The organism is Halobacteriovorax sp. RZ-2 (assembly GCF_043196685.1).
Classification (GTDB): Bacteria; Bdellovibrionota; Bacteriovoracia; order Bacteriovoracales; family Bacteriovoracaceae; genus Halobacteriovorax_A.
Map to the genome: position 1 here is coordinate 739,234 of NZ_JBEBMR010000002.1, position 20,222 is coordinate 759,455.

Below are 20,222 nucleotides of genomic sequence, written 5' to 3' on the forward strand. Positions count from 1 at the left end.
TCATGCGTGAGGGGCTTTTTAAATTTTAGATTCATTAATCGATTGAAGCACTTACGCTATATCTTCCAAGTAACTCGCCGTCCTTATTAAGTAGAAAGTACTTCGTTGTTAGGTGCATATTATCCCATTCTCCACCAGCAGATTCGTATTGAAAAAGGTAGAGGTTTCCAACCTTGTATGCATTTTTAAAACCTGTTGATGATCCGTACTCACCATCTGGTGAAGTGTAGCGTCCACCCATATAATCCTTTGAGCGAAGTGCCTTTGCCAAAGTGAACTTCATATCAAAGCTTGTGTCATCATGGATATTAATAAGCTCAATATCTCCACCTAAGATCTCAGCAACCTTAAATGTTATCTTTGTTACCTTAAACTCGTAGCACTTGTAGGCATCATCTCCTGCATTAATGTCCTGGTTGTCGTAAATGTCATAGAGGTTACAGTCTTTGAAGAGCTTGTAGTCATTCCTTAGATCATTAAAGTAGCTCTTTAGCTCTGGAGCATTTGCGTTAGCAAAAGCAGGAATTAACATTGATAAAACAATTAGCGATAAAGTTTTCATAGATAAGCTCCTAAGTTACTACTCTACATAGTACAGCGGGTTAAAATTGACAAAACATTGTGTTTTGTAAGTTGTGACACTAGATATAATTTACTTAGTTTAAGGACAATATTTTTGAAATATTAGTGTTTTGTGGAGTTCTGTGAATAGTGTTGCATTGAGTCTTAAAACTGGTTAAAAAGAATTTGGCCATTCTTATCTGTGGCCCAGTTCTAAGAGCTCCGATATTAGCTCTATGGGAAATAAAGCACTAAAAAAAGATCGCTATCCAATTGAGACTGAATTTCGTTACAAAGGTGAGGAAAGCTTTGGCTCATTTGTCTCAAAGGGAAGTCTTAGAATTCTACAACTTAGAAAGATCTTTTCTAAGATTGTTGAAAAGAAGAAAGAAGATCCCATCCCAAATGAAACGAGTATACCTCGTGCTTTCTATCATGAATTTGATATTCACTGTATGCAGATACAAAATCGCAACCTCTTCCAATTTAGGCCAATGGGTAAGGAGTGTGCAAAAACAGTTTTCTATATTCACGGCGGAGCATTTATTTATAATATGAATGTTGGCCAATTCCACTTGCTCACACAGTTGATGCGAAATATAGATATCGAAATTATTGTTCCTGACTATCCCTTGGTTCCTCATGGAAGCGTCTTAGATGCTCTTTCGATGATTAGAGAATCTTTTGAGAAGACAGCGCAAAGAGTTGGTGCTGAAAATATCGTTGTCATGGGAGATGCAGCGGGAGGTTGTCTTGCACTTGCGCTTTGTGAGCAAATGAGAAATGAAAAGTATTCACTTCCTTCTTCAATTATACTCCTTTCACCGTGGCTTGATATCACCATGAGTAACCCTGAGATTGAAGACTTTGATGAGCATGAAATGGTTTTAGATCGAAAGGGGATTAGAGAGTTAGGACAAATATTTGCAGATGATTTACCTGGGGATGATTATCGTATAAGTCCATTAAGAGGAGAGCTTGATGATCTTCCTGAGATTAATATCTTTACAGGTACTCACGATATTTTACATCCGGATGCGAAGGAATTAAAAAATCGTTTGAAAGAAGGTAGTAGGCCTTATCGCTACTTTGAATACCCCAAGATGATGCATGGATTTATAGAGATGCCTCATCTTAGGGAATCTAGATTTGCTATTAATCAGATTATCTTTTTACTAAAGAGTGAATTTGATCGTTGAAGATTTCTCTATGAACCACAACCGATGCAGTCGATAAAGCTTTCAGGTGGTTTTACGCCATCAAGTTTCATTTTAATATTGTGAATTCTGCCACGAATATCCATATCTTCCATCATATTTCCAGTAAGTTGCCCTTCTAGAAGTGTGATTTCTGCAAGTAATTCTTCTTTTTGTTGTGGCGTCAATTGACTCATGTATTCTCCCTATATTGTGTGTTGTGTGACTTAAATTATCTATTAGATTGGAAAAATATGCAAATTATCAAACTGCATCGACTAATAGCTAGAGTCTATCGAACAATACTCTTATAGGGAGCGAGAGCCACTATTTTGCTTTGCCTTCATCAAATGATGATCAAAAATGCTCGCAATATTTCTCATAAATGGCCTGCCTTCTTCTGTGACAATAATCTTATCACTACTTGTAATAAGGCCATCTTCTTCAAGCTCGCAAATCTTATGACTAATAAGTGAAGCATTCTTTAGGCCCTGCCATGCTTTATTTGAAACACTATTTGTCGCAAAGAAATTTTGTAAGATTTCTTCAACGGCGATATCTTCTTGAGAGTGAATATGACCAGCAGTAATAGCAAGTTTCCTATTGCTGATTGATTCATAATACGCCTTCACATCCTTTTCATTTTGCACAAAGCTCTTAGCAGATGATGAAATTGAAGAACAACCTAGACCGATAATAATCGGAGAGCTCTTATGAGTGTGCCCCATAAAGTTTCGTCTCAGTTTACCTTCTTGTTTTGCTTGGTAGAGTTGTGAATTTGACTTGGCAAAGTGATCGAGGCCAATTTCTTTATATGAATGCTTTTCAAGTAAACTCTTGCCGTGTTCGTATAATGCTCTTTTTTTCGCTCCTTCTGGCAGTGCTTCTTCAGGAATCAGCTTCTGATTTTTTATTTTAGATGGAAGGTGAGCATAGCTGTAGAAAGCAATCTGTAGTGGTTTAAGAGAGATGACCTTTTCTATTGTTTCTTCAACAGACTCTAGTGTTTGAAAAGGCAACCCATAGATTAAATCAAAATTGATATCATCAATTCCTATTTCTCGACAGTAGTCCACAAGCTCTTTTACCTTATTGAAAGGCTGTACGCGTCCGATTGCTTCTTGAACTGTAGGATCAAAATCTTGAATTCCCATTGAGAGACGATTGAATCCCAATTTCTTATAAAGGTCTAATTGTGACTTTGAACAAGTTCGAGGATCAATTTCAATTGAACCTTTAAAATCTTTAGAGTCAATTGATTCCTTTAGCTTATCTAATAGTGTTGAAAAGGCCTCTTCGTTTAAAAAATTAGGAGTTCCACCTCCAAGGTGAATTGATGAGATCTTAATATCTCCCATTTGCTCCCGGTAGAGTTCCCACTCTCTTAGTAAGAAATCAACATATTCAACACCACGATTTTTATTTTTTGAAATAACTCGGTGACAACCGCAGTAGTAACAAAGCTTTTCACAAAAAGGAACATGGATATAAAGCTCTACACCTTGGGACTTACTATGGCCTTCTTTAAGGTGCTCAAACCACATCTCTTGTGATGGTGCCCCCGTCCAATAGGGAACAGCTGGAAAGCTAGTGTAGCGAGGTACTGGTACATTATATTTTTGAACAAGACTGTCTTTAATCATCTTTTTATCTCCTAAGGGCAATCTTAGAAGAATTGGAGCAAAAAAAAGATGATGTAGCTTAGGTTTTACATGAATTGCAAGTTGAATCTGTTTTGTGTTCTTTCAAGCTTTAAAGATTATGGCCTTGTTTTAGTTATTAAACAAAAATAAGGATTTCTTTAAAGCAGCTGGACTACAAAAACCCTTAAGATAGCAAAATAACGAGAACATTGGAGTATATATGAGTATCTACAGTACCAACACCCACGGCGAAAGAAATGATGGAAGAATGAAAATTTCTTCTAAAGGAAAACAGAATTTGGAAGCGACGGCACCTCCTGAATTTAAAGGACCAGAAGGAGAGTGGTCTCCAGAAGACCTATTCTCAGCAAGTATTTCAAGTTGCTACCTACTTAGCTTCAAGGCATTGGCCCAAGCAAGAAAAATGGATTGGGAAACACTTGATGTTAAAGCAGATGCTAAGCTAGAAAGAAAGGATGGAAAGCTCACTTTTACAACGGTAGAGATTCAACCAAATCTTGTTGTTCATGGTAAGGAGAATGTTGAGGATTATCTAAAATTATTAGAAGAGACTCAACACAAATGCCTGGTTACAAATTCAATGAATTGTAAATTCACGCTAAATCCTAAAATTAAAGTAGCCTAGTTACACCTCATCTATAAGTGGGGGAATACCCCACTTGTAGAATGTCTAATTTATCGACTGACCTATTCTTGGCCCCATATTATGATTTAGTATATCTGACTTCGATTCTTGAGAATTGAGGTTATTAAAGGACGTCATCGATTGACCTTTCGTGGCTTTTTATGGCCTCGTAAAGGTCGTACATCTTGCTATTTGTTCCGTAATCGACTTCTTTAAAGTCCTGGATATCTTTAATAAAGTGAGTGATCTTGGAGATACGATCGAGATTCTTTTCACAACGATTTAATGTATCGTTATCATAATTTCTCTTTAATCTACTTAAGCACAATTTTGAAACCGTAAGAGGGTTATTTATCTCATGAGATAAGGTGATAATCATTTTTGAAATGGCATCACGTTTTTGAAATCGTTTAAGCTCCTTAGACTTTTCGCGGTCAACGACATGTTTGTAATAGACCACTAAAGAAAAAAGAAAAATGGGAATCCCTTGGTTAACAATAACTTGGAGCTCTTTATCGAGAATTCCTGAAAAGCTATCTCCCATATACGAGTTATAAATTATGGCAATAGAGTTTAGAAGTATTCCTCCAAAACCGACTCGAAACGAAACGGTATATGAGATCAGGGCAAAGATCACGAGCATCCATGGGACTAGTGAGCCAGCATGAGATTGAAGCTCAAAGGCCCTTAAGTTGATAATAATATAGCTCATGCTAAGGATTAGAATCTTAAACAGAAGTGGGTTATCGTATCTCTTATAAAAGAAGAGAGTGTATGATGCCGTTGGGATAAAGATCAGAAAGGGCATATTGTATTGGCTCGTAATTCCAACATTATAGGAAAAGACACCAATCATCAGTAAGAAAATAAATATTATGGAAATTAAGGTGAAAACGATTAAGCGAGCCTCGTAGCGCTTATCAATAGCTTGAAGTTCGTTCTCATCATTTACGGAATTTGGATAAAAGTATTTGAATAAATCGACGCTTATGATTCACCTCTAGTTGACTCAGTCGCTTTCGATTAATTTTAGGTTTTATCTTCTACTCAGTCAACAGAATCAGTTTTGCTAAGATATCGTTGCTTAATCTCCTCAATCAGAGCAGTGTTGCTGTGCATAGGAGATGTTTTAAAAGCGGCCTTTCTAATCCTCTTATCCATTTGAGATTCAATTGATTCTAGGACGATTTTTATTAATTCTTTCTTAAGTTCTTCTTCGTTTTCCTTTTTGAAAATTTTAGGAAGAATTTCTTCTCCAATATATTGGCGAACTAGGGCCAGCTCACCATGTTCTTCATAGAGTCCGCGATTATCATACTTTGTATTTTGATCCTCAAATGACCTGAGCTTAATTAGCTGATAGGCGTCGTCTGTCATCTCGTCATAGTAGAGAGCATTAAAGATGGCATTGCGGTTATTTGTCACAAGAACGGCCATGAGATCAGCAAAGAGTTCGTTATATGAAGATGAAAGATGGTATTTTTCAAGCTCATTATGACTCTTTATTCTCGCCTCAATGGACTCGATTTGCTTTGTATAGTATTCAACCACATTTCTTGGGTTCCCTTCTGCATATGCTTTTTGGCGACTAATTTTAAAACGCGATAGCCTTTCTGCTAAGGCCTTAAGCTTCGGATAGAATTGTGTCCCAATTTTCTTTCCAAATATGGCATGAGAGTACTCATGGTAGAGGATTGCATCAGTTCCAATTGTGTATGAGTTAAAGACTTGTCCCCATTGATTGGTAAATGTTAAATGAAGAGGGATACGTACTGTTTCTCCAATATCAAATGACGCTCCATTATCCCTAGCAAGTAACTCTAAGTTAATCATTGGTGCATCAGGCTTAAGATTTGCAACCTTGCTTAGAGCATTTTCGGCCCAATCAACATCGCTACAGCTAATGGATTCTCTCTTCTTTACTTTAAATGCTGAAGCAACGAATTTGTATTCACGACTACATTCTAACTCTTCTTGAATCTGATGAAAGTCTAGCAGTCTGGACTTGATGTCGCTTGCTGAGGTGTTTAAGGCAAATAAAGTAATAAGTAGAGGGGTGATTTTGTTCATATTTATAAATATCACGCGCACATGGGCCACTATGGTAAATTGAAAGATTTCCCTAGGCCGTCCAAAGCTAAAACATAATAATCACTTGTTTTAGTTTTTAAGTGCTTGTTTTTACAAGCCTTATGAGATTGTAAATTTTCACATCACAATTTTTTTTCTCGAATCTCTTGGATAAATATAGTAAAGACTAATTGTTTACGTATTTAAAATTTAAAGGATTAACTATTGGAAGCCCTAATCAATTCCTTTGGGGAGTTTAAGTCGCGTACTGAAGAGAGAAATTATCTTCAAACGTCTTGGCCAAAGGATCGAACATATACACTCTTGTCGTATTTAGTCTGCTGTATCCTGCTCTTATTTGCTGGAATACTTGCTGACTATCAACGTGCCTATACTTTTGGATCACCAAATATTCTGACTTTCTTTAGATCTCTACTTGTTGCTTATGGGCTTGGCTTCTTCGTTGCTTTTAGAAAGAGTGATTATAGTGACAAAATTGAAACACACTTATTCTTTATTAAGCTCGTTTCCGTAGTCATTGTTGCGCTAATGACATTTATGATTATGGGAACTAGTACGACACTACTTGCTGGTATTATGATCATGACCACTTCATTCTATGTCATGCTACCTGGAAGACTAAATGGCATTATCGTTAACTGTGCACTTCTTTTTGCTCTCTTTATGATTATTCCTATTCTTAACGAGTCAGTTGATCTAAAGAAACACTTCTATAAAATCTTTATTCTCTTATCGCTAAATATTGTTCTATTTGCCTTTAGATCAATGTTTAACAGAGCATGGAGACTATTTTATATTTCTAACCGCCGTCTAGAAGAACTTAATAAAACAAAAGACGATGTTATTTCAACGATTGCTCACGACTTAAAGAGTCCATTACAAGTTATTCTCTCGTCAGCGTCTCTTGTTTCAAAAAGGAATGAAGAGCTGTCAGTGGAGCGAATTAAACTTTACCAAGACCGCATTATTAAATCGGCGAAGAAAACAGATTCGCTCTTAAAGGATCTTCTTGCTTGGGCACTAACGAGTAATGAAAGCCTTGGTTATACTCCAAAAGAGCTCAATATAAAGGATACGATAACGAGTGCTGTTGAGTTTGCCTATGAGTTAGCTCAAACCAAGGATCTCGAAATTGAAGTTGATTTAGAGGATTATATCTTCAATCACGATAGTAATATGATTGAAACTTGTGTTCGTAATATTATTTCAAATGCTATTAAATTCTCTCCTGAAGGAAAGAAAATTGTTGTCAAGGGCGCTGTCTCAGATGGCTATGCAATTCAAATTTGTGATGAAGGAGAAGGGGTTCCTGATATTGTTATTGATGGAATTCAAAGTGGACAGACATTCCATGTAAAGCAGGGGACAAAGGGAGAGAAAGGAACTGGCATTGGATTAAAGCTCGTTCACTCTTTTCTTAAAAAGCATGGTGCTGCTCTATTTATCGAAAATATGCCAAATCGTGGCTCTCGCGTGACTTTGAAATTTCCAATGATATAATAAATACTTTATTAATCATTTGAATCTTAAAGGTTTCGCCATGAGCTTTTGGCAAAGAATACCACCAGAAAAGGCCATTAAATTACTTAAGTTTTGGCCACCTTACCTGGGTGCAGGAATTAAGGTCTTATCTATCAATGATGAACGCACAAAGATCTGTGTGCAAATGAAACAAACATTTCTTAATACTAATTATGTTGGAGTTCACTTTGGGGGCAGCTTATACTCAATGTGTGACCCATTCTATATGTTATTACTAAGTTTTCATCTTGGAAAAGATCATATCATTTGGGACAAGTCTGCAGAGATCGACTTTTTGAGTCCTGGGAAAGGTGTTGTTAAGGCCGAATTTGAAATTAGCCTGGAAGAAGTCGAGAGAATAAAAAAGCAGGCCAGTGAAGAAAGAAGAGTTCATCCTGTTTTTGAAACTTATATTTATGACAAAGGCGGAAAGCAAGTGGCAAGAGTCAAAAAAACTCTCTACGTTCGTCGAAAGAAGTAATTAAAGTTATCTATTATGAAAGTAGCAATTGCTGGTGCCAATGGTTTTATTGGTCGCAACCTCATTCAAAAGATCAAAGGCCAACATCAAGTTAGGGCCCTGGGGCGTAGTGAGTCCTATTCAGATGAGAATATTGAGTTTTCAAAAACAGACCTCTTTTCTTATCACAGCACTAAAGAGGCCTTAAAAGATATTGATATTGCAATTTATCTTGTCCATTCAATGCTACCATCATCACGATTATTTCAAGGAAACTTCCGCGATACAGATCTTCTTTTGGCCGATAACTTTGCAAAAGCATGTCAGCATAATGGTGTAAAACATATTATCTACCTTGGAGGACTTGTTCCGACAGGTGAAAGTAGTGAACACCTAAAAAGTCGACTTGAAGTAGAGGAAGTCTTTAAGTCATCAGGCATTGCTTATACAATTTTACGAGCTGGTATGATTGTAGGAGACGGGGGCTCTTCTTTTGAGATCTTAAAGAATCTCGTTATTAACTTACCAGCAATGATTTTACCTAAGTGGACAAAGAGTCGCACTCAGCTGGTCTATATCGACGACTTATTGCGAGTTCTGTCGCATTTGATTGGTAACGAAAACTTCTTTCATCGTATTATTAATATTGTTAACGGCGAGGATGTTACTTACGAGCAATTGATAAGAAAGACTTCTCGTCGCTTTAGAAAGTTTTGTCCCATGATTCCTGTTCCAATTAATTATTTAAAATTATCAAAGTGGTGGGTGACTATTTTTGGTGAGTCACAAATAGAGTTAGTTTCTCCTTTAGTCGATAGCTTAAAATGTCATCTTCCAAAAGTTGATATCGAAGATGATATTAGAGACCTAATCAAAATTCGATCATATGATGAAATGTTAAATTTGATTAATTTAAGAAAAACTAAAAGAGCTCCTCGGAGAGCAAGGCGCAGAGAAGAGAAAACTGTTCGCTCCATTCAACGCCTTGATAACCCCAACCATCTTGAAATGAAAGAGCTTGCGAGTACGTATATGAAGTGGCTTCCACGCTTTATTCGATTTATTATTCATGTTCATGAAGAAGAGGGAACTATTACTTTCAATATTTTTGGATTTAAAACACCACTACTGATTCTTAGGTATATCGAAAATAAGTCGAATTTAAGAAGGGCGAAGTTTCATATTGTTGGAGGAGTTTTAAGTGCATCTGAAGATACTGGTTGGCTGGAGTTTAGAAGTGTCGCTAATGGAAAATTTACTCTAGTATCAATTAATAATTTTCGGCCATCACTTCCTTGGTATATTTACTGCTATACTCAGGCACCAATACATCTCTTTGTCATGAGATCTTTTAGTTCTTATTTGAAGCATTTAAAAATATCTTAAGTTTATCCGACTCATTCACAATGGTAAGATGGCGTTATCTTAATAACAAGAGATAGGTGACGATGTTTATCTATTGGCGTCGTTATGTACTCTCTACAACACACACACACGTAAGTTAAAGGAGTTTCCCATGATTAGACGTTCAATTGTTCCCCGAAAAAGTTCAGCATTTAATTCAGACTTTTTTGGTTCCGCAAATTTTGATAATGAGTTTAGGGATATTATTACCGGCCTTGAAGACATTTGGCAGGGCAGAGGAAGTGGAAGCAGTAATGCCTTTGGTGAAATGAAGGAAACTGATAATGCTTATCTGCTAAGTATTGATATGCCTGGTGTTAAGAAGGAAGACCTAAATATTCAAGTCGATGATGGGCTTGTCACTATTGAGGCCGAACGCAAAACTCTATTTGAAGATGGAGGCGGGGAGACTCGACGTATCTCACGTAGTCTAACAGTGCCTCATTTCATCAATCGAAATGAAGTTCAGGCCCAAATTCAAGATGGTATTCTCTACTTAGCATTACCTAAGAGTGCAGAGAAGAAGTCTCATAAGATTGAAGTCTCAGACGCTACAGAAAATTTTGTAAAATTATTTGCAGATGAAAAGGATAAATCATCACATTAAAATTTTTGGAACACTAGGCTTGAGGGCCTAGTGTTTCTGAATCTAGTAAGTAGATAAATACAGGTAGCTCAGAATTAATATGTACTTCACCTGAAGCTTTATTTGAAAGGGTCAGGCAGCTAAGAGTTTTTACTTTCTTTTGCGTATTAAGAGGAAAGTCACATGAGCCGCTAATTTTAAGCTCTTGTTTCTCAAGGCTTAAAAGTGAAAATGTACCATTGTGAGTAAATGAGAACTCACCACCAGAGCTTGCAAGAACCTTTCTTTCAAAATTGCATATCGTTTGTAATTTTCTTTCTATTAAAAAATGATGAATTGAGCCGAGAGTAATCATTTGATGATCGAGTCTTCCACCCAAGAAGCCAAATAAGTTAATCTCAGTGATATTATCTGGCACCAGTGTTAAAGCAAAGGTGAGGTCGGAGTAGTCCTTATTTTCATCTAGAATGATATCAAGGCTATCATTTGTTTGATTGGAGTCATCATCGCCAACAGAGAGGTAGGGATGATCATCACTTGGCCTATGGTTGAGCCCACCATCAACATAGATAATAGGAGAGTCAATTATATAAGGGAGGCTTAAGGCCATTGGCCCAATAATTGTGATCTTATTTGTTTTTGTTAGTTCTTGTTTAAAACTTTCTAGCTTCATTAAAAATTGTCTCTTTGTTTCTAATTCAAGCTATTATACCTCATCGATGACTAAAATATCCTCTAAAAAGAATGCCGAAAGTTCACTGCGTCCACTTAGGTTTGATTTACTGTAGATATTAGAGCAATGTTGTTTAATTGTTTTTTCAGCAGTTGACCTAATTTCAGCTATTTCTTTTATGGCCAGCCCTTTTAGAAGAAGTAGGGCGATATCCTTTTCTGACTTTGTTAGCGACCATTCATTTAGCTGATCATTTATTTTCTCTGAAAGTCCTCGAGATAATTCACGGGTTTTTTGTTTATAGTTTTCTAGATCAAACTTTAGCTTTGTAACATCTGAATTAATTCTTAAGTTTTCTTTTTTCGTAAATAGCCACTTGAACCATAGAACTGTAGTTCCGATAAGTCCTATGAGCATAACAATACCTTCCTCGATAACATGCTCATAAGTCGAGCCTTCGCTGAGGTCTTCGTAGATATCAAAAATGAGAAAAATGGATATTAGAAGGAAGAGTATTCCAGAAATTAGGCGTTCACGTTTATTAAGCATAGTTCTAGGACCTTAGTCTTATAAGAGTTGTATCTATCTGATAATACACATTTTATTTGGAATTAGGACTTTCGTCCAGTTACAAAAATTAGAAATTTGAACGATTCTTTCTCTAGGAAAGGAGGAACAAATGACACGTATTGTTCACATGGAAACTTATAAACCAGATTACACGTACAAGACTGAAGAGATTGTTGAAGCAGCACAGCGCCTATGGCTAAAAGATGTTGATGAAACCACAAGACGTAAGGCCCTGAAAATATTTAAGGGCTCCAAAATTGATCAACGTAGTGCAGTTGTTGACCTCGAGACTGTCTTCTCTAACATCAGCTTTGAAGAGAAGAATAATATCTATAAGGCCAAAATGGTTGAGTACGGTAAGAGGTTATTGAAACGAACTTTTGAAAGATCGAATATTGATCCGAGTGAAGTGGATTATATTATCACAACAAGCTGTACAGGATTTATGATTCCATCTGTTGATGCATATCTAGTCAATGAATTTGGTTTAAGAAAGGACGTTGTTCGTCTGCCTGTTACAGAAATGGGATGTGCAGGAGGAACCTCTGCACTGATTTATGCTGATGAATTCTTAAAGGCCAATCCAGATAAAACGGCACTTGTGCTGACAATGGAAATCCCAAGTATCACATTTCAATTAAATGACCTGGATGCGGCCAACCTTGTTTCAACTGCAATCTTTTCTGATGGCTTTGCTTGTGCTGTTTTAAAAGGTGGTGAGGGAAAAGGGGCCCATATAATTGATACCGATATGTATAACTTCTCTCATGGTGAGTACCTGATGGGATTTGAGTTAATTAACTCTGGCCTCAAGATTGTTCTTGATAAAGATGTACCAAGTGCAATTGAGGGTAATTTTGAAAATATCTTTCTCCCATTCCTAGAGCGTAATGGCCTAAAGATCGAAGATATCGATAATTATATGTTTCACCCAGGTGGAAAGAAAATCATTCAAATGGTTGAAGACTATATTGGTGATTACAACAAAGATATTTCAGAGTCTAAATGGGTTCTTGAAAATTGTGGAAATATGTCATCTGCGACAATTCTTCATATCTTTGACAAGGTTACGAGAGAAAGGGTTATCGAAAATGGACAGCGTGGTTACATGCTAGCATTTGGCCCTGGCTTTATGGCCCAAAGTATTCTTCTAGAGTGGAGGTCATAATAAAAGCGATCCTAAGATCTCTATTTATTATTTCCTTTGTCGGCGTCTTTGCTGGAATGCTTTTTTATACCAAGGATATCAAACAAAAAAATCCTGAGTCGATTTTTTTAACTGATGAGGGTATGGATCAATTCAGAGCATTTCAGCAGGACTACCCGGAAGTTGACTCTCTTGTTGTTTACATAAATGAAGCCCCTAGCGAAGAGGCATATTTAAAGCTTGAGAAGTTTGGGAATGAATTGGCGCAGCTATGTGATGATGAGTGCTACTTTGTTTATCCTCATGATCTCGTAAAAGAGCGCACAATTCTAGATAATGAGCTTATTAAAGGGGCAGCTGCTAATGCTGATCTTATCTCGTCTAATCGACTAGGCTTTCTGATATTTAATAATGGAAAGAAAAGTCAGCTTAAAGATGTGATTAGAAAAGTTGAAGAAAATCAAAGCTTCTTTTGTGCCGGCCATGAGTACACAAATTATCATCTTGATCAGTCATCAGCGCTGGTGCAAGAAAAGCTATTTCCAATTCTCTTTATCTTTTCATTTATTCTCTTGTTGGCGTTTATAAGAAATTTCTTAGCGACGCTCTTGCTTTTTATTCCATGTCTTTTTAGTGCTCTTTTTTCTCTGTCTGTAATTAAGTTCTATTTTGGAACGATGAATATGGTGACATCAATTGTTCCGCTCATGACCTTTGTAATCGTGCTCTCTCTTGGTCAGCATATCTATTTTACAGCGAGAGAAGAGGGAAGCTTATCACTTGCCCTTAAGAAAAAAATTAAGCCAATTTCTCTTATGCTTGTGACAACTTTCATCGGTTTCTTGTCACTATACGTGAGTGAGATCTATGTGATTCGAGTTTTTGGACTACTCAGTAGTCTTATGATTCTTCTATCTTCATTCGCCTCAATGCTCTGGTTAATAAGTATAGAGAAAATCTTAAAACTTGAAGAAGCGTCTCGTGTGAAATTGTCAACGTATCCAGAACGTAGCTTATCTGGTGCAAGTCTATTTCTTATTTGCAGTATCTCTCTATTTATTGGGATATGGGGATCGATGAATATCAATATCATTACAGATGCGACGAAGTACTTTCCTAAAGAGACGGCCATTGCAAGAAGCTTTAATGAAATTTCTCCAATCGCAGGAGGAGTACCATTGCTCGAAATTGGAATGGGAGAGTTAAGCTATGAAGACTTAAAAAAGATAAGTAATATTGAAGATGAGTTAGAGATTCTTGATGGGGTGAGTGTAATGTCTCGAAACCATGTGGTGAGAAAGATCAATCAAGCTTATAGTATGCGCTCTTCTCTTCCTGACAATCAATTTGCCTATGCGACTCTCTACTCAAAGGCCGCAGAAGGTATTCGAGAAGCTTATCCAATTGATTCATTCTATAAGATTACTCTTTTAGGGACTCCTTTAAATGTTGATCAATATGAAGCTCTCTTGAAAAAAGTAAGAAATATTCTTGGAGAGAAAACTTATGTACTCGATGGCCTTTATTATAATTTAATGATTTCGCAAAAAGCGATGGTTCATACTCTTTCAAAAAGCTTTCTGTTGAGTTTATTTATCATGGCGGCCATTGCTGTTATTTCCTTAAGGCAGCTAAAACTATTTATGATTTTCATTATTGTAAACACTATGCCTCTGGGGTTGTCTCTTGGTTTTCTTAACCTTACAGGGATGTCTCTAAATATTGCAACAGTGATGACTTATAGTGTGGGGCTTGGAATTGTTGTTGATAGCACCTTTCATTTATTACATTTCTTTGATGAAAAAAGAGGTGACTTTTTGTCGTATGTTGAAACGATCGTGAAACCAATACTGACAAGCTCACTGACACTCATTATCGCATTTTTACTATTTGGAATTTATGACTTTCTACCAATTAGGGAGTTTGGTGTGAATTTATCCTTCATTTTACTCTGTGGGATGATTTTTGATCTCTTTGTTTTACCAACTCTTTACTTAGGTAGCTCCTCTTTAAAAGAGGTGATGGAGGACTGGGAATGAATATCTATGATGTACTAATTGTTGGCGGTGGTCCCGCGGGGGCACTCTTTGGTCATCTTATGGCCAAGAATAATTCTAATGTTTTAATCTTAGAAAGAAACAAGGAAGTTGGCCGCAAGGTGTGCGGTGAGTACCTTTGCCCACAGGGAGTAAAGCTATTAGATGAACTTGACTTAAAGTCAGTCTATAAGGACTTCCTTCCTTTGGATGGGATGATTATTCACACTCCAAAGAGAAATAGGGTAAATACAACTTTTCCAAAAAGCCATGGTCAGAAGAATTTTGGAGTCAGTGTTAATCGTCAGGTTTTAGATAAGCGTTTGATTAATCTTGCACATGAAAGTGGCGCTCAGGTTCTTCTAGGCAAGAGCGTGGTCAGTATGGAGTACTTAGGCACTTATTGGCGAATTGAAACTTCTGATCAAGATGTCTTTTACTCAAGACTCTTAGTTGGTGCAGATGGAAGAAACTCTCTTGTTGCCCGAGAACTAAATCTTCAGCTGCCAAATTCAAAAAAACGCATTGCTTTACATGCTTGGCTTGAAACGAAGAAAACACCTCCTCGAAAAGGCCAGATGTTTATCTTTGATAAAGGAAGCTATATCGGTGTCGATCCGATTTCGTCCAAAGAGTTAAATCTCTCCCTCGTGTGTGGGGCCCAAGAGATTAGAAAGTACGGAAATGCGAGAAGTACATTTGAACACTATCTTGGCCAAATCAAAAATGAACTTGGTGTTGAGTTAACAGAGGATTCAAAAATACATACGAGCTATCCTATTGAACATAATGTTAAAGATGTTATTGGAAATAATGTTGCCCTAATTGGAGATGCCGCTGGCTTCGTTGATCCCATTACAGGTGAAGGTATCTTTAATGCACTATTTACTGCACGAATGCTCTTTGAAAGTATTAATATCGCTAACACATGTTTTGATTATAATCAGTCTCTATTGATTTACACAGAGAAGAAATCGAAAAGTTTTCGTGAAAAAACTTTTCTTAATCTTGGGTTTCAGTGGCTCATTCGTCGCTCGTGGTTAGTTGAGATCATTGCGAAGTTTTTAAATCACAGTCAAAAAAGAAGAGATAACTTTATTGGAATTATTGGAAATATTCATACTCCTATGAAGGGTCTCTTTAGAATTATTTTTTCTTGAGGTATCGATGAAATTTTTTAAGCTACTTACAATTTTACTACTCCTTCAAACTAGTCTCTTTGCTGAATCAAAGCTGATTCTTAAATACGATAGTTATGAAAAAGCACTTGAAGCAAAGAATCATATCTTCTTTAATATGTCTTCCACTAAGGCGGGTATCATAACAACGGATTTTAAAGGGGCCGTTAAAGATGCGCAGATAACTTATTCCAAAGACGCAAAAGGTAATTACAAAGATATTTCAATCGTTATTAATTCCAAGCAATTGGATACAGATAATGATGCGCGTAATGATAAGATGTATGAACAATCTCTTGAGACAGAAAAATATCCTAAGCTTATTGTTCGCATACCTGGCCCTGTAAGACTCGGCGAGTTAAATAAGGGAAGTATTGAGGTAAGAAATAAGAAGCATTCAATTGTTCTCTTTATCGAAAAAGTTGTGAGCGCTGAGGGAGAAGCCTCTTTAGTTGGAAAGTCTGTTCTGTCTCTTAAAAAGCTGGAGATCCCAGATCCATCAATTTGGATTGCAACTGTTCACGATGAAGTTGAGGTAAGATTTAACGTGCTGCCCTAGAGTAATTTCAAGCTATTATGAAGATTTTTTGCTAAATCGATAAATTTTATCAATACTTTTTAGCGATAAAATGATAATTATAAATAGTGAAATGGGCCAGAGTATTATTCATCACATTCACTCTTTTTGTCATGGCGCTTCCAAGTATCGCACTAGATAAATATGAAGTTCTTATCCTTCATTCTTACTCGCGCGATAGTATTTGGACGGACCTTATTGATCAATCGATTAAGAAGAATCTTCATAGTGATAAGAATCACTTAGATGTTTATACAGAGTATATGGATTCTAAGCGTTTCTTTGGCCGAGATTATGGTGAGAAATTATATAATCTATTTTCGATTAAATACTCTGACAGAAATATCAAATTAATTATCACTTCTGATGATAACGCTTTTGCCTTTGCGATGAAGTATCGTGAAAAGCTATTTCAGAATAGTCAGATTATTTTCACTGGAGTTAACGGTTATAATAACGAGTTTAAGCAGAAATATCGTAATGAGAATAACTTTACGGGACTCGTTGAAAGCTTCAAGATCAAAGAAATGCTTGAGCTTTCTAAAGACTTACACTCTAAGGCCAAAAAGTTTTATATTATCAATACTATTCATACTCCAACTGGACAGTACCTAAAGAAAGAATTCCAAAAGTCGATTGCTGAATTAAAATTAGAAGACAAGGTTGAATACCTCGAAGATATCAGTGCAAGCGATCTTTATAAAAAAGTCGAAAATTTAGAGAAGGGCTCCTTTGCTCTTTATGGTGGTTTCTCTCGCGACCGTGATGGAAACTTCCTTGACTTTGAGAAGAATCTTAGCGAATTAGCAAAGCACTCGAATGTTCCTATTTACGGCTTCTTAAAATACTATCTTCCATATGGATTGACTGGTGGCTACTTCACTAGTGGTGAGCTATACGGAAAGGAAGCTGCCCTTATTGCAAATAAAGTCATTGCGGGTGAGGATATCAATTCTATTCCAATTGTTGAAAATGTGGATGCTCCGATAATTTTTGATTACTCAAAAATTGTTAAGTATGGCCTAGACTTCCACAAGCTACCCGTTAGTTCTCAGATTATTAATCGCAATAATAAGCTCCTTCGTTTTTATGAAGAATATACCTTTGAATTTTGGTTTATTCTTTTTTCATTTGCGTGCCTATTTATTAGTCTGGTGGTTCTTGCTTATCATTTTGAACAACAAAAGAAGCACAAGAAGGCCGTTCTTCGAATTAACGAACAGCTTGAGGACCGAGTCGAAAAGAGAACAAGACAGTTAATTGAGCAGCAGTCGAAATTGATTAACTCGGCCAAGCTTGCTTCAATAGGTGAGATGGCCAGTGGTATTGCTCACGAAATTAATAACCCTCTGACTATTATTGATTTGAGTGCTTATCGAATTGTTCAAATGGCCGATAATGAAGTCGTTCTTAAGTCTGCACAAAAGATCAAACTTACAGTTGATCGTATCTCTAAAATCATTAAGGGGCTTAAACAGCTGGCCAAGGAAGACGCTAGCCTTTCAAGCGAGCTTGTTAATATTAAGGCCGCTATTGAAGATGTTATTTCAATTTGTAAGGCGAAGTTTAAAGAGAATGAAATTCACTTCAAAATTGATGTTGATGAGAATTTAAAAGTTCACGGTGCCCCTGTTCAGATCTCTCAGGTCGTTTTAAATCTCCTAAATAATTCCTTTGATGAATTAGTACAAGGTGACACAGAACGCTGGATTAAGCTTGAAGGAAAGAAAGACAAGGATATCGTTGAGATTTCTGTTACGGATTCTGGTAAGGGGATCTCTGAAGAGATCTTTGAAAAAATCATGGAGCCATTCTTTACAACTAAGGTTGATCAAAGAGGTACTGGCCTTGGTCTAAGTATCTGTAAGAATATTATTGAGCACCACAAGGGCCGCATCTTTGTCGATAAGTCATGTCCGAATACTCGCTTTGTCATTCAACTACCTACTGCGTAAATAAATAATTACATTCTAAGTAATAAGTGATATTTATTTATAATGATTAGTTTAAAGGTCATCGGCCGGTCCATTGCATTTTTATTTTTCTTTTTAAGCTCCCTTGTTCAAGCATCAGATGCGTTTGAAATTCTTATGTTGCACTCTTATGAGAAGGGGAATGTTTGGACTGAAGAACTTGATAGCTCCTTTCGTTTTCACGTGCATCGTCGCAGTAATTATTCAATGAAGTTCTATACAGAGTATATGGACTCTAAGAGATTCTTTGGGCGTGAATATGATGAAATCCTAGCGAAACTCTATGCGACAAAATTTAGCTCTCATAAAATTGATTTAATTGTAACAACTGATGATTATGCCTTCGACTTTGCAATCAAGTATCGAAGAGAAATCTTCAATGATGCTCCTATCATCTTTAGCGGTGTAAATGGCTACGATAAGTTTAAACGTGATCTCTATCGAACAGAGAAGAACTTCACGGGAGTTGTTGAAACTTTTGATGTTATTCCCACTGTTAAGGGCGCCCTTGATATCAACCCTACGGCCAAAAAGATTTATGTGATAAACACACAATTTACTCCAACTGGCCGCTACCTTAAAAAGCAATTTGAAACTTCATTTGAGAAGATGAAGCTTAAGCAGAAAGTAATCTATATTGAAAATTACAATATGGAAGAAGTCTATGAAATGGCCAAGCACTTTGAAGATGACTCAATCGTTCTCTTTGGAGTTTATGCAAGAGATCGAGATGGAAAGTATTTTGAGTTAGATGAAAATATTAAGAATCTTAGTAAAGTTTCAGCGCAACCAATCTATGGTTTTAATAAGGTCTTTTTAAATAAGGGAATCGTCGGTGGAAATGTTTCTGATGGTACGATCTATGGAAGAGAGATTGCTCGCATGGCAGATGAGTTTCTTTCTGGAAAAAAGAAAATATCAGAGATCCCACTAATTATTGAATCGATTAATGACCTCGTTTTCGATCTAGATCAACTAAAGAGATATGATATTGATATCAATAAGCTACCAGAAAGATCTAAGGTCATAAGTTATTCTTCTAGCTTCTTTCAGTTTTATCATGAGTACAAGTCGGAACTTTTAGTCGTTTTTGCATGCTTTGTTTGCTTGTGTATTTTCTTCTTTATCTTACTATACTTCTTTGAGAAGCAGCGTAGCTATAAGGACTCTCTCATTAAAGTGAATGAGAAACTAGAACGTAATGTCCATGATCGCACGGTACAGCTAGTGCAGCAGCAGTCACAAATCATTAACTCTGCTCGTTTAGCGTCAATTGGTGAGATGGCCAGCGGTATTGCACACGAGATTAATAATCCATTAACAATTATCGACTTGAGTGCCAATCGAATTTCTCAGCGTACCAGCTCTGATAATATCATCAAGAATGCTGGCCGTATTTCAAGTACGACATTTAGAATTTCGAAAATTATTAAAGGTTTAAAACATCTTGCGAAAGATGGAGATAAGTCAAAGTTTGCAAACTTCCACTTGATTGAGGCCGTAGAAGATGTGACATTTCTATGTTATGAAAAATTTAAAGAGAATGATATTGAATTCAATATAAATGTCGATGAATCAATTATTATTCATGGCTCAATTGTTCAAGTCGCTCAAGTTCTTCTTAATCTAATCAATAACTCATTTGATGAGCTTATCAATGTTAAAGGAGAGAGGAAGATTAACTTAAAGGCCGTTCCTATCAAAAAGTATGATCAGGACTACGTGGAAATTTCTATTACTGATACAGGAAGAGGGATTCCTGAAGATATTCGTGGCAAGATTATGGAGCCCTTCTTTACAACAAAGAAGAAGAATAGAGGAACAGGACTTGGCCTAAGTATTTCTAAGAATAATATTGAAAAGCATGGTGGTGAGTTCTATCTCGATGAAAGTTCGTCCTTAACTCGCTTCGTTTTTACCATTCCACTTAAAGTAGAATAGTGGCACTTGCGTGCCACTA

General features: G+C 36.6%; 19 protein-coding genes. 12 read left to right on the top strand and 7 right to left on the bottom strand.

All coding sequences use genetic code 11. The features are described from left to right. Positions 1–34: 34 nt before the first annotated feature. Positions 35–562: a hypothetical protein gene (locus ABMA78_RS09665; protein ID WP_392859504.1), complete on the bottom strand. Its 528-nt coding sequence runs from the start codon at positions 560–562 to the stop codon at positions 35–37. 235 nt (positions 563–797) lie between these two features. Here ABMA78_RS09665 and ABMA78_RS09670 point away from each other — a divergent pair, with 235 nt between their 5' ends. Beyond that, entirely contained in the window at positions 798–1,760 is a 963-nt protein-coding gene (locus ABMA78_RS09670; RefSeq protein WP_392859507.1) for an alpha/beta hydrolase fold domain-containing protein, read from the top strand. A gap of 8 nt (positions 1,761–1,768) precedes the next feature. On the opposite strand, the gene ABMA78_RS09675 is transcribed toward ABMA78_RS09670, so the two are convergent. Both ABMA78_RS09675 and hemN read right to left on the bottom strand, forming a co-directional pair. Further along, complete coding sequence (locus ABMA78_RS09675; RefSeq protein WP_021268045.1) at positions 1,769–1,954, bottom strand: hypothetical protein; 186 nt, start codon at positions 1,952–1,954, stop codon at positions 1,769–1,771. A gap of 111 nt (positions 1,955–2,065) precedes the next feature. Further along, positions 2,066–3,400 (bottom strand): oxygen-independent coproporphyrinogen III oxidase, encoded by a 1,335-nt coding sequence (gene hemN / locus ABMA78_RS09680; protein WP_392859510.1) that lies wholly within the window; start codon positions 3,398–3,400, stop codon positions 2,066–2,068. A 220-nt stretch (positions 3,401–3,620) separates the two neighbouring features. On the opposite strand from hemN, the gene ABMA78_RS09685 reads away from it, so the two are divergent. After that, positions 3,621–4,046, top strand: a complete 426-nt coding sequence (locus ABMA78_RS09685) for an OsmC family protein (RefSeq protein WP_392859513.1) — start codon at positions 3,621–3,623, stop codon at positions 4,044–4,046. Between the two features lie 124 nt (positions 4,047–4,170). On the opposite strand, the gene ABMA78_RS09690 is transcribed toward ABMA78_RS09685, so the two are convergent. Continuing rightward, entirely contained in the window at positions 4,171–4,902 is a 732-nt protein-coding gene (locus ABMA78_RS09690; protein ID WP_392859514.1) for a hypothetical protein, read from the bottom strand. Between the two features lie 191 nt (positions 4,903–5,093). Next, on the bottom strand, positions 5,094–6,116 hold the full coding sequence (locus ABMA78_RS09695; protein WP_392859517.1) for a hypothetical protein: 1,023 nt from the start codon (positions 6,114–6,116) through the stop codon (positions 5,094–5,096). A gap of 225 nt (positions 6,117–6,341) precedes the next feature. Between ABMA78_RS09695 and ABMA78_RS09700 the strand changes: the two genes are divergently transcribed. The 4 genes from ABMA78_RS09700 (at position 6,342) to ABMA78_RS09715 (ending at position 10,129) form a co-directional block, all read left to right on the top strand. Beyond that, positions 6,342–7,637 (top strand): sensor histidine kinase, encoded by a 1,296-nt coding sequence (locus tag ABMA78_RS09700; RefSeq protein ID WP_392859519.1) that lies wholly within the window; start codon positions 6,342–6,344, stop codon positions 7,635–7,637. Between the two features lie 40 nt (positions 7,638–7,677). Next, on the top strand, positions 7,678–8,139 hold the full coding sequence (locus ABMA78_RS09705; RefSeq protein WP_392859520.1) for a DUF4442 domain-containing protein: 462 nt from the start codon (positions 7,678–7,680) through the stop codon (positions 8,137–8,139). A gap of 15 nt (positions 8,140–8,154) precedes the next feature. Continuing rightward, positions 8,155–9,504, top strand: coding sequence for an NAD(P)H-binding protein (locus ABMA78_RS09710; protein WP_392859523.1), 1,350 nt, complete (start codon positions 8,155–8,157; stop codon positions 9,502–9,504). A 130-nt stretch (positions 9,505–9,634) separates the two neighbouring features. After that, positions 9,635–10,129, top strand: a complete 495-nt coding sequence (locus ABMA78_RS09715) for an Hsp20/alpha crystallin family protein (protein ID WP_392859529.1) — start codon at positions 9,635–9,637, stop codon at positions 10,127–10,129. Positions 10,130–10,142: 13 nt separating this feature from the next. Here the strand turns inward: ABMA78_RS09715 and ABMA78_RS09720 are convergent, their stop codons facing one another. Together ABMA78_RS09720 and ABMA78_RS09725 are read right to left on the bottom strand one after the other, a co-directional pair. Beyond that, on the bottom strand, positions 10,143–10,781 hold the full coding sequence (locus tag ABMA78_RS09720) for a hypothetical protein (RefSeq protein ID WP_392859532.1): 639 nt from the start codon (positions 10,779–10,781) through the stop codon (positions 10,143–10,145). Positions 10,782–10,814: 33 nt separating this feature from the next. After that, positions 10,815–11,330 carry a LuxR C-terminal-related transcriptional regulator gene (locus tag ABMA78_RS09725; protein WP_392859534.1) on the bottom strand — a complete coding sequence of 172 codons (516 nt, stop codon included), beginning with the start codon at positions 11,328–11,330 and terminating at the stop codon, positions 10,815–10,817. A gap of 130 nt (positions 11,331–11,460) precedes the next feature. On the opposite strand from ABMA78_RS09725, the gene ABMA78_RS09730 reads away from it, so the two are divergent. The 6 genes from ABMA78_RS09730 to ABMA78_RS09755 all read left to right on the top strand — a co-directional run bounded on the left by ABMA78_RS09730 (position 11,461) and on the right by ABMA78_RS09755 (position 20,203). Further along, a complete protein-coding gene (locus ABMA78_RS09730; RefSeq protein ID WP_392859536.1) occupies positions 11,461–12,519 on the top strand; it encodes a type III polyketide synthase in 1,059 nt (352 codons plus the stop codon). Continuing rightward, positions 12,507–14,537: a hypothetical protein gene (locus tag ABMA78_RS09735; RefSeq protein WP_392859537.1), complete on the top strand. Its 2,031-nt coding sequence runs from the start codon at positions 12,507–12,509 to the stop codon at positions 14,535–14,537. The genes ABMA78_RS09730 and ABMA78_RS09735 overlap by 13 nt, the downstream gene beginning before the upstream one ends. Next, positions 14,534–15,694, top strand: a complete 1,161-nt coding sequence (locus tag ABMA78_RS09740; protein WP_392859540.1) for an FAD-dependent monooxygenase — start codon at positions 14,534–14,536, stop codon at positions 15,692–15,694. The genes ABMA78_RS09735 and ABMA78_RS09740 overlap by 4 nt, the downstream gene beginning before the upstream one ends. A gap of 7 nt (positions 15,695–15,701) precedes the next feature. Next, on the top strand, positions 15,702–16,271 hold the full coding sequence (locus ABMA78_RS09745; RefSeq protein WP_392859542.1) for a YceI family protein: 570 nt from the start codon (positions 15,702–15,704) through the stop codon (positions 16,269–16,271). 86 nt (positions 16,272–16,357) lie between these two features. Beyond that, positions 16,358–18,244 (top strand): ATP-binding protein, encoded by a 1,887-nt coding sequence (locus ABMA78_RS09750; protein ID WP_392859545.1) that lies wholly within the window; start codon positions 16,358–16,360, stop codon positions 18,242–18,244. A 42-nt stretch (positions 18,245–18,286) separates the two neighbouring features. Further along, on the top strand, positions 18,287–20,203 hold the full coding sequence (locus ABMA78_RS09755) for an ABC transporter substrate binding protein (RefSeq protein ID WP_392859548.1): 1,917 nt from the start codon (positions 18,287–18,289) through the stop codon (positions 20,201–20,203). Positions 20,204–20,222: the final 19 nt, after the last annotated feature.